The 9,883-nt window shown below is 55.3% G+C and carries 5 protein-coding genes and 1 tRNA gene; 2 read left to right on the top strand and 4 right to left on the bottom strand.

Annotated elements, in window-relative coordinates; translation table 11 throughout:
• Positions 1-10 precede the first annotated feature (10 nt).
• The 3 genes from C5Y96_RS20590 to C5Y96_RS20580 form a co-directional block, all read right to left on the bottom strand.
• On the bottom strand, positions 11-913 hold the full coding sequence (locus C5Y96_RS20590) for a DUF58 domain-containing protein (protein ID WP_105357306.1): 903 nt from the start codon (positions 911-913) through the stop codon (positions 11-13).
• The gene (locus tag C5Y96_RS20585) at positions 882-1,928 is read right to left on the bottom strand and encodes an AAA family ATPase (protein ID WP_105357304.1); all 1,047 of its coding nucleotides are present in this window, start codon (positions 1,926-1,928) and stop codon (positions 882-884) included. The genes C5Y96_RS20590 and C5Y96_RS20585 overlap by 32 nt, the downstream gene beginning before the upstream one ends.
• A 160-nt stretch (positions 1,929-2,088) precedes the next feature.
• The gene (locus tag C5Y96_RS20580) at positions 2,089-6,777 is read right to left on the bottom strand and encodes a PQQ-binding-like beta-propeller repeat protein (RefSeq protein ID WP_158261343.1); all 4,689 of its coding nucleotides are present in this window, start codon (positions 6,775-6,777) and stop codon (positions 2,089-2,091) included.
• A gap of 479 nt (positions 6,778-7,256) precedes the next feature.
• Between C5Y96_RS20580 and C5Y96_RS20575 the strand changes: the two genes are divergently transcribed.
• Positions 7,257-7,595: an HU family DNA-binding protein gene (locus C5Y96_RS20575; RefSeq protein ID WP_105357292.1), complete on the top strand. Its 339-nt coding sequence runs from the start codon at positions 7,257-7,259 to the stop codon at positions 7,593-7,595.
• A gap of 116 nt (positions 7,596-7,711) precedes the next feature.
• Here C5Y96_RS20575 and C5Y96_RS20570 read toward each other — a convergent pair.
• Positions 7,712-7,784, bottom strand: a tRNA-Phe gene (locus tag C5Y96_RS20570).
• Positions 7,785-8,236: 452 nt separating this feature from the next.
• Here C5Y96_RS20570 and C5Y96_RS20565 point away from each other — a divergent pair.
• Positions 8,237-9,865, top strand: a complete 1,629-nt coding sequence (locus C5Y96_RS20565) for a prenyltransferase/squalene oxidase repeat-containing protein (protein ID WP_105357290.1) — start codon at positions 8,237-8,239, stop codon at positions 9,863-9,865.
• The last annotated feature ends 18 nt before the right edge of the window (positions 9,866-9,883 follow it).

The following is a 9,883-nucleotide window of genomic DNA, read 5'->3' as shown; positions in this document are numbered from 1 at the left end:
TCAAACTTACTTAATTGCGGTGGTGCATTCCCAGTCGATTGGAAAGGTACGTGGTCAGAACCGTCGCCAGGGAGTCCCGCGTACGAACCAGGGCATAGTCGATCGTGTTCTTGGTGCATTCTCTACGCATGGAAGCCGTGAATTCGTTTACCGCTTCCAGATACCCTTCGCGAAGTGCTCGTGGGTTGCAGGTCAAATGATCAGGCAGTTCCAGCCCTTCGAAGCGGGTTGAACCGGTGAAAGGGAAGTCGAGCTCGTCGTCGTCCATCACGTGGAACACCATCACGTCGTGTCCCCGCTGACGAAGAATTCGGAGTCCCTTGGCTGTCGCGGCAACATCGCCAAACAAGTCGGAAATAAGGATCACCAAGCCGCGGCTGGTGTATCCTTCGGCGAACTGCTTGCAGATGGTCTGCATGTCGGTCTTGTCGCGTGGCGACTGGTTGGCCAGCGCGTCGACCACCGTGTTCAGATGCGTCCGTTTGCTGAGTACCGGCACGCGATACCGAATGGCGTCGTCAAACACGGCACAGCCGACGGCATCTTGTTGTTTCAGGATCAAGTACGCCAGCGATGCCGCAATGGTGCAGGCGTAATCGTACTTGGTCATCGGACCATCGCCGTAGCTCATGCTGGCTGAAGCATCGACCATCAGCATGCAGCGAAGATTGGTATATTCTTCGTACTGCTTGATGAAATACTTGTCGTGCTTGCCGAGGACTTTCCAGTCGATATGGCGCAGATCGTCCCCGGTCGCATACTCGCGATGCTGGAGAAACTCGATCGACTGCCCGAAGTAGGGACTGCGATGAGTACCGGAGAGAAATCCTTCCACGACGTGCCGGGCCCTGAGTTCCAGTTTGGAAATCCGCCCGAGCGTCTCAGGATGCAAATATTTTTTGGAATCGGGCATCGCTGGTTAGCTGATCCTCTTTGGCGGGCGTTTCCTGCAGAATCCGATCGATCACGTCGTCGGCCGACACTCCTTCGCTTTCCGCACCATAGTTCAGCACAATGCGGTGTCGCAGCACAGGTTTGGCGAGTGCCTGGATGTCGTCGGTTGTGACGTGAGTACGTCCATGCAGTAATGCCCGAGCCTTACCGCCGAGAATGAGAAACTGAACACTACGCGGGCCGGCACCCCAAGAGAGCATCTCGGTGACGAAGTCGGGAATGCCTGGCTCACCAACGCGAGTCTGACGAACCAGCGTGATCGCGTAACGGATGACATGATCGGAAGCCGGGACATCGCGAACCAGACTTTGCAGTTCGATCAGTTCTTCCGCGGTCAAAACCGGTTCGAGCTTGACGTTCTGCTTGGCCGTGGTGCGGCGAGCAATTTCAAATTCGTCGTCAAAACTGGGGTACTTCACGAAGACCTTGAACATGAAGCGGTCTTGCTGCGCTTCCGGCAGTGGGTAGGTCCCTTCCTGTTCGATCGGGTTTTGCGTGGCCAGCACGAAAAACGGATCGGCCAGTTCGTGACGCACCCGGCCCACGGTCACGGTGCGTTCCTGCATCGCTTCCAATAACGCGGCCTGGGTCTTGGGGGGCGTTCGGTTGATTTCGTCCGCCAAAATGACGTGCGAAAAGAGCGGCCCCTGCAAGAAGCGGAACTCGCGAGAACCGGTTGATTTGTTCTCTTCGATGATTTCCGTGCCGGTGATGTCGGCCGGCATCAGGTCGGGGGTGAACTGGATACGGCTGAAGCTCAATTCCAGCACCTTCGACAGCGTGCTGATCATGAGGGTTTTGGCGAGCCCTGGGGCCCCTTCCAAAAGGCAGTGGCCTCGACTCATCAAACAGATGAGCAATTCTTCGATAACGTCGGATTGCCCGACGATGACTTGGCCTAATTGATCAAGGATTCGCGCTCGCGCGACAGATATTTTCTCGATCGCCGATGAGGCGAACTCTGATTCAGACATCCAGGATCTTTCTGTTATCTAAGAAAATCAGGGAGGAGGAGGTAAAGTTTCGTCAGCCAAAATGGATAACCAATCCGTTAAACCTTACCTTGCTTATCGTAACTTGTTATGCGCGATTTCACAACATAAATAGCGGCAGCCCGAAGACCAGGCATGGGCCCTAGGGGGCTTTCTTTGCTGACGATGGGGGGTAAGAAAAATCGATCTCGGTAGCTGCCGGTGGGGCCGGCACAGGAGGTTGGTCGGGGTCAAATTTCAGTTTTACTTCCAAAGCCGCCAGTTGAAGCTGGATGGACTTGTCGCTTGGGTTGCCAGACAAGGAAAAGGTAACGCTTAATTCGCTGAATTCTTTGCGGAACAGGACACGTCCGTCCCGTTTGTCCAGCAGCAAGACTTCCAGGGCCGAGTTCATCTGTGGTGTTCGGGCATCGGGGCGGTGTAGCCTTGCCACCAGGGCGACCACCGGCAAGCCGCTCGATTGGAAGTCTTCTAGCAAGTAGTTATCGTGTACAAGGGCTGGGTTTTCCCACACCATTTCTCCCGTTTCGGAATTGATGGCATAGATTTCCCCTCGCAGGAGCGTTTCGCTATTGTCGTAGGGAATGCTGCGAAAATGAGGCCGGGGGTTGATGTCGCGGTAGACGGCCAGCAGGAATTGGTCATCGGACTCGACCACTTTCAACTGAATAGCTTCGCCGTCGCGAGGAAGCGTTTTTTGATGAACGATCTTGCCGTCGGGAATGTTCACGATCTTCAACTGGCCGAACTTGTCGAGCGTTGCCAGCCATGGCTTGCGGCGGAGCAAGACCCCCTTGGTAACGCTCGCGGCTTCGTAGTCGTGCGTCCACAAATGCTTACCGGTCGCGGCATCGAAACCGGAAAGGCTTGGGGCCTGATCCATTTCCTTGGTATGCCACGAAACCACTACGCCATCGCGGATGGTCCAGATCCGATCGGAACTGGGGAGTTCGACCGTAGCGAGCAATTCGCCGTTGTCTGCTGATAAAACCGTGGCGTTGACGGTTGTACCCAGTTCGCCCCGTTCGTGATCTTCGTCTTCGGGAATGGCAATCACGTGTTTGTCTGTGACAACCAATTCGCAGCCAAGCGGGGCCCCGTCACGTTCCCAGTAAATGCCGCCTGAGATGGGATCGCGACAGATGATTCGCGAACCGATCTGGTAGCAGATCAACTCGTGGTTGCCGGCAAACTGCCCAATTGGTTTGTGTGTGGTTACGTCGCGAGCCGTACGCGGCATCTCGGCAAACGGGTTCATTTTTTTGGTGTAAACATCGAACTCACGCGTTCGGCGATTCGAGCCCGCGACGCCGTTTTGCAGATCGCTGGTCCAAATCAGACGCGACGAGTCTTCACTCGGTAAATTGGGCATCATGTTGAATGCCTGAAGTTCGCTTCCTAGCGACAAGATCAACAGGTGACCGAACTGCTGGGCATGCAGTGCTCCGATCTGCGGTTGGTATAGTTTGCGGCCGCTTTGCGTGGTGAATGGGATCCGCACAATCGGGCCGCCGAACGAATCGCGAACGATAACCAGGTTCGCGTCGCTATCCAAAAGCAGTGAATAGTCGGTCGGGGCGACCTCGTTGGCCTCTTTCAGGCGGATTGGATAGTCGACTCGGCTGAAACCTTGGCTGGGATGCTGTTCCACTTCTGCCGTGGCTTGGGAGTAGGGCCAGATGCTCTTCTCGCGCACGATAGCCGCCGCAACGGGAGTCCATTGCTCTAGCGCGGCGACCTGACGACCGGTGCGTTTACCGTCGACGGCCACGTTGTTGTAGTTGCTCGAGATTTCCCTGAACCATTGAGCCGATTCGTTCTCCAGGCCGGCCTTTTTAAGCCCAGTGGCCAGTTTGAAGACCAGTGGTCCCATCTGTTCGGCTGCGACATCTTCGGTCATCAAGCCGCGCAGGACGCTCTCGCCTTGTAGGATAAGTCCCTTTTCCAGGAGGGCACCTGCCAGTTGGACGCGAGCCTCTTTCGCCGCAGGAAATCGCGGGAAACGGTTGACGAACCGAGCCAGTTCTTTGCTGTCCGCTTTTTCGGCGGCCAGAATCATGTCGAGTCGCTCTTGAACGGCCTTGTCGGCTTGCGTTTGCTCTTCCGCCGTCATCGCGTCGTGAAGTTGGCTGATTTTGCCACGGGCCCAGCGGTCGGCACTCACTTCCACATCGGGGTCAAAGTCGTGAATCAGCATCTCGCTCGAACCGACTTGCGACGACAGGTATTCGTCTGTCAGATCGAGAAAGGCGAAATATCGCTTGAGAGCCTCGTCGTGCTTGCCTTCGGAGTGGAGTCCCCGTGCGGTGAGGCGAGCTAAGGCCATCTTTTCGTCGAGCGAATTCACGAGACGTTCCATTTCCTCGACGATATCGCGGAACTTCGTGAAATTTTGTCCCAGGGCGGCGAGACCGGTTGCTACCAACTGAGTGCGCGTTTCATCGTTGGCTTCGATATCCATCGAACGCTGCAGCGAAGCGAGTGCGCTGGCCAGATCCCCGTCGTGCTTCTGCAGCTTGCCGAGCATCCGCAGAGCCTCTGCATCGTTCTTGTCCTTCGCTAGACGCTCGGTTACTTCACGGCGGAGTGCGTCGATCTGCTTATACGCAGTCACGAATTCCGGGCTGATGGAGATAACGTAATCTTTGTAGCAGACCAGATTCCCCAACTCGCCGACCGCTTCGATCGGGCTATCGAGTTTGCCGTCGGCCAGGTGGATCGGGATGATCTCGTTCTTAGTCGTTGGAAGGTAGTACTTTTCGTGGAGTCGGAAGCCATAGCCACTGGGCAACGATTGTTCCGGCAGGGTCGTTTCCGGCGTTTTCCAGGCGGGCTCGCCGTTCTCGATATTGATTCCGCTGACGGATGTTTTGCCAATGATCAGAGCCAGATTCCCTTCAACGGTTGCCAGGGCCACGTTGTCGCGTCGTGGGCGTTCCCAAAGCTTTTCGCCAGTCAACAGATCCAGGCAGTAAAGGAAATCGGAGTCGGTCGGCGTAACGAGCACTTTCCCCTGGTGCAAAAGGGGCGTGCCGTCGTTCCAGCGATCGGCCAGGGCCATGAAGTCTCCTCCCTGGTCGCGGTTGGTAACGCGGCGGCCGGGACGATTGCGATCGGGCTCTTTGTATTGAAAGCCCCACAGCAGGGCCTGGTTGGAAAGATCGACTGCGACGATCGAACCCGAGTTGGTCGGACAAACCAGGATGCCACCCTTGTGCGAAGGAGTGGCAGCTTGCAGATACGACTCTAGAATTTCCGTCGGACTGGCGTTCGTTTGGCGAGCTAATTGCTGCGACCAATTGATGTGGCCTGTCTCGGCGTCGATGCATAGCAGACGGATCTCGTCGATGATTCCGGCCAACACGAACAGGTCTTTACCGATCGGCAGAGGTGGGCCCAGGAAACGAGCTTCGGAAAGTTGATTTTTGGCCTGATCTTCGTCGGCATTGGCACCCCCTAGTTGCCAGAGAATGGCCCCTTCGCGAGCGATATCGAAGCAGTAGAGATGGTTCTCTTGGCCGGCGAAGAGCCCGCCGGTGCTGCGGAGGCCGCCAGTGGCCAGCAGGGCCCCCAAATCGTCCCCCGGTGGCCGTTCGTCGTGAACATAGAACAAACGCTTTCCATCGGACGACAAATGTCCCGAACGAGCATCGGCCCAGATGGCCCGCTCGAATTCACGCCCCAAGGCGGGGAAGATATTGCTCAGCAGATCGGACTCTTGATCCGATAGGTCGAGATCGAGGTTATCCCACGGAAACTTCCAAAGGACTTTGCCGCTTTTGATATCCGTCGCCAGCAAACCAGCCGGGGTACGGAAGATGACCTGGTTCGAGACGATAACGGGATGAATCGCCGGAAACACCGGCACGCGATTGTCTTGGAATCGCTGCATCGACCCACGAATTTCGTCCTGCTGCTGACGACTTGCCGCCATGCGTGCGTTCCACTGCACCTCTTGCAGCGGTTCACTGCCCCGGGAAGGAGCCGTGCGTGTTTCGGAACCCTGGAACATCTTCCAGGCATAGGGCGGATGTTCGTTATTGGCTTCGGCCTGGGCGAGCTGCGCGAGAATCTTCTCAGGCGGCGTGCTGCCGACAATCTTCAGACTGGGTAGTAATCGATCGAGTGCCTTGTCGTCTTTCAGTTGAGTTATGATGGTTTTCGCTTCGTCTTCCCGTCCTACTTCCCGCAAGCAGATCGCACGCATCAGATCGGTTTCTTCTTGGTATTTGCGTGATTGCTGCGGTTTGTAGTCGAGCCGCCCTAGGTCGAGGAGTGCTCCTTCCCATTGGCGGGCATCCATCGATTTGCGGGCCAGGATGATGGCGGCTTTCTCGCCGGCCGTGGTGAATAAAAATCGTCGAGCGACTTCCGACAGTTTGCGCTGGTTGTTTTCGGCCAACGCTTCCTGAAGAAGTGCCTCGGGTTCAGTACCGACGAGCAACTGATAGGCTTCCAGAACGTTAGGCGGAAGCTTCTGGACGAGTTGCAGCGTCGTCGATTTGACGCTGTCGGAGGTGGTCTCTTTGCCGTTGTCGAGCGGGACGAGGAAGTCCTCGGCATTCTCTCCGGCCAGTAAAACCATCAAATCTTGAGCGGCATCGGTCCAACGTTCCTGATCGGAAGCCTCTTCGATCCGATCGAGCCGTAGGCGTGCTTCTCGCGGAATGGGCAAGAAGAAGGAGGATTCCAGGTCGGACTGTTCATCTTGGGCGACGGCAACACTGGGAATCAGGCAGCCAGATATCAAAAGGGCGACGAGTATAGACCGGTGGAAGACTCGGGAGCGATTTGCACCGCCTACAAGAAGGGAAATTGTGTTCCGAATCATGAACGTGCCCTGCATTTCCGTTGAAGGGAGATTGTTGCCGATCAGCGGCCATCCAGCCGTGCTGTCTTTGGCATTGCCCAATAGTACTCTATTCCAGTTTCCCTCAGGAAAACAAGTTTTGGTGATCTTGGACAGAGAAATTGCCACCGGTCAGCCCAGATTTTCATGCGTGCCCTGCCCTGGTGACAACCATGGTGACGAAACGAGAGGACATGATGGCCAAGAAAACCCCGAAGAAACGGGACTGAATCAATGCTGGCAGAGCCCATGCGAGGGGCAAAAAAGGGGTGGAAATCGCCCGAAACAGGGCCCAGCGGCCTTTTTTCCAGCCTTTTTCTTACTATTTCCCGGGAAAAAGGGGGTTTTAGCGTTTGGCTGTCTTGAAAAACCGTGGCAAACTTCTTTAATCGACGCGTTCCGGAAATCGGACTTTTGTGACCCATTTTTACATTGGATAGCCTTTCTAGTAGGGAAACCCCATGGCAAAGAAAGCTGCAGCTGCAACCGTCAAGAAACCCCTCACCAAGACCCAACTGCTGACCAACATCGCAGAATCGACGGGCATTGCGAAGAAGGACGTCAGTGCGGTCATGGACGCGCTGTCCTCGGAAATCGGCAAGGCCTTGGGCCGTAGCGGTGCTGGCGCGATCGCCATCCCAGGCATCGTGAAGATCGAAAAGAAGAAGGTCCCGGCTCGTCCCGCTAAGAAGGGTGTGCCGAATCCTTTCAAGCCAGGCGAACTGATGGACGTTCCGGCCAAGCCAGCCTCGACCAAGGTTAAGGTTCGTCCTCTCAAGAACCTGAAGGAAATGGTCTAAGCCATTACCCTTTAGGGACTTGCGGTAGACGCAAGAAACACAAAAGGCTCTTGGAATCGTTGATTCCAAGAGCCTTTTTTTATGTCCACATACAACCGACGAGCAGTTGCTGGAAGTGGTCAGAGCCGGGATCGAACCGGCGACACATGGATTTTCAGTCCATTGCTCTACCAACTGAGCTATCTGACCTCGTTGGGAAGGAGCTAAGTCTAGATATCAGGCCAAGTGTTGTCAACTGGGGGCAGCGTCATGCTTGTAGAGAGCCCCGCAAAGAAGGATTGGTTCACCTTCGCAAAGAGTTAATTCTCAACACGGCAATTCTTAATACACTGCGGATGGGCCGTTTATTATGCCTGTATTGAGGTACAAAAACACGCTGGACAAGTCCCTCGATATGCACGGACCGTGTGAAATTTATCCACTTGCTTGACAAGTTGAGTTAACATTCCTAGCTTTAACGGCAATGCTGATTAAGAGTTACGTATGCTTTGCGTTCGCTCTTAAGAGGGGGATTATGTCCCCGTGTAGCAGCTCTTCTCGGCTTTTCTGGTGGTAATTTGCGTCTCAGATGTGGTGCGCTTTTCCAACGATACCGGGCAGTCTCTACGCGCAACTCTTCTCAGGAACAGATTAAAGATTCAATGTCACAGCCAACGAAACCAACCCGGTTGGTAGTCGTACGCTGCTTCGTAGCTTTAGGACTCGTTTGGGGTGCGGTTCAGTCTGCCAGTGCGCTGACGCCTGACTCACCAGAAGTCCAGAAGGTTGTAAAAGCGGCCAGCGGATACCTCGCTACCTCGGGAAGCCATTCTCGGGTCGGTGGAAAATCTGTCATCGCCCTGGCTCTGCTGAAATCTGGCACCCCGCAAGATCACCCGCAGATCACCGGTGCCGTCAGAGCCTGCCAGAAGTTTGCCGAGGAGGTGCCGAAGTACGAAGGTGATGTTGTCTACGACGCCGGCCTGGCACTCATTTTTCTCTGCGAGTTGGATCCTTACACGTACAACCGCGAGATCCAGAATCTTGTTACCTTCTTCATCAGGAACCAACGCCCGCATGGTGGATTTGGATATGCCGAGCGGCAAACTGGCGACAACTCGATGACCCAGTACGCAGCGCTCGGTTTATGGCTCGCTCATGAGAACCGCTTTGAGGTGCCGTTGGAGAATATCGCCAGTCTGACCAACTACATCATGTCGGTACAAGATCCTTCCGGCGGCTTTGGGTATCAGGGAAATGTCTCACAACGCGGCAAGCCCCGCGTTGCTCAAAGTGATGTCCGCCCTAGTCTGACTACCGCAGGCCTCTGTTCGGTGTACGTCTCTGCCGATGCGCTCGATCTAAGCAATCGCCGCAGTAAGGTCGCGAACAATCTTCCGGCTGAGTTTATTGAGGTTACCCAAGACCCTCGTCGCGAGAGCATGACGAAGGCTCGTGGCTTGGTCGATCGCCAGGCGTTGCATTCGGTCAAGCAAATGGGCAATCAATGGATGCATCAGAACGCCAAGGTGGATGGCACGCGTTGGCCCCTCTACTTTCTGTATGCATTGGAGCGATTTCAGGCGTTCAAGGAACTGGACGAAGGACGCCCCGATCCTGATCCGAAATGGTACGCCGCTGGATTCGAGTACATCAAGTCGAAACAAAATGGTAACGGTTCGATACAGGCACCGGACGAAGGAGAACCGGTTGGGACCGCGTTTGCCGTGTTGTTCCTGGTCCGCGGCACGCAAGAGACAATCAAGAAGCACGTCCGGACTTTCGACAACGGCTTGTTGGCCGGCGGTCGTGGATTGCCAGAGGATTTGGCCGAGGCCGAACTGCGAGACGGCAAAGTTATTAACGTGAAGGATGTCCCTGAGACGGACCGCTTTCTGGAATTACTCAAGTCAGATGACGGCTCGCTGGACAATCTGGTAGACACGGATGTCACCTTCGACATGAACCTGACGGGCACCGAACGCGAAATCGCGCTGCAGGCCGTTCGGGGAAAGCTACGCCAAGGAAGTTACGCAGCACGGCTGATGGCTATTCGGGCCATTCGCGATACCAAAGATTTCGACAGTGTTCCGTACCTGATCTTCGCGTTGTCTGATCCTGATCCTCGTATCGTGATCGAGGCCCGCAACACGTTGCGTTTCATAAGTCGCAAGATTGATGGGGTTCAGATGCCGTTAAATCCTACGCCTCCTGAGCGAGAATTAGCCATCAAGAAATGGAAAGAATGGTATCGTTCGCTCCGCCCTGATGCCCGGTTCGTCGAACCGTAAAACGCTCACCATAAAGAA

It is taken from the genome of Blastopirellula marina (genome assembly GCF_002967715.1).
Taxonomy (GTDB): domain Bacteria; phylum Planctomycetota; class Planctomycetia; order Pirellulales; family Pirellulaceae; genus Bremerella; species Bremerella marina_B.
This window is presented reverse-complemented; position numbering and strand designations above follow the sequence as displayed.

Excerpts from the sequence above, each read along its gene's own strand:
- C5Y96_RS20565 (WP_105357290.1), top strand. The coding sequence starts at position 8,237 with ATGTCACAGCCAACGAAACCAACCCGGTTGGTAGTCGTACGCTGCTTC.
- C5Y96_RS20585 (WP_105357304.1), bottom strand. The coding sequence starts at position 1,928 with ATGTCTGAATCAGAGTTCGCCTCATCGGCGATCGAGAAAATATCTGTC.
- C5Y96_RS20590 (WP_105357306.1), bottom strand. The coding sequence starts at position 913 with ATGCCCGATTCCAAAAAATATTTGCATCCTGAGACGCTCGGGCGGATT.
- C5Y96_RS20575 (WP_105357292.1), top strand. The coding sequence starts at position 7,257 with ATGGCAAAGAAAGCTGCAGCTGCAACCGTCAAGAAACCCCTCACCAAG.
- C5Y96_RS20580 (WP_158261343.1), bottom strand. The coding sequence starts at position 6,777 with ATGATTCGGAACACAATTTCCCTTCTTGTAGGCGGTGCAAATCGCTCC.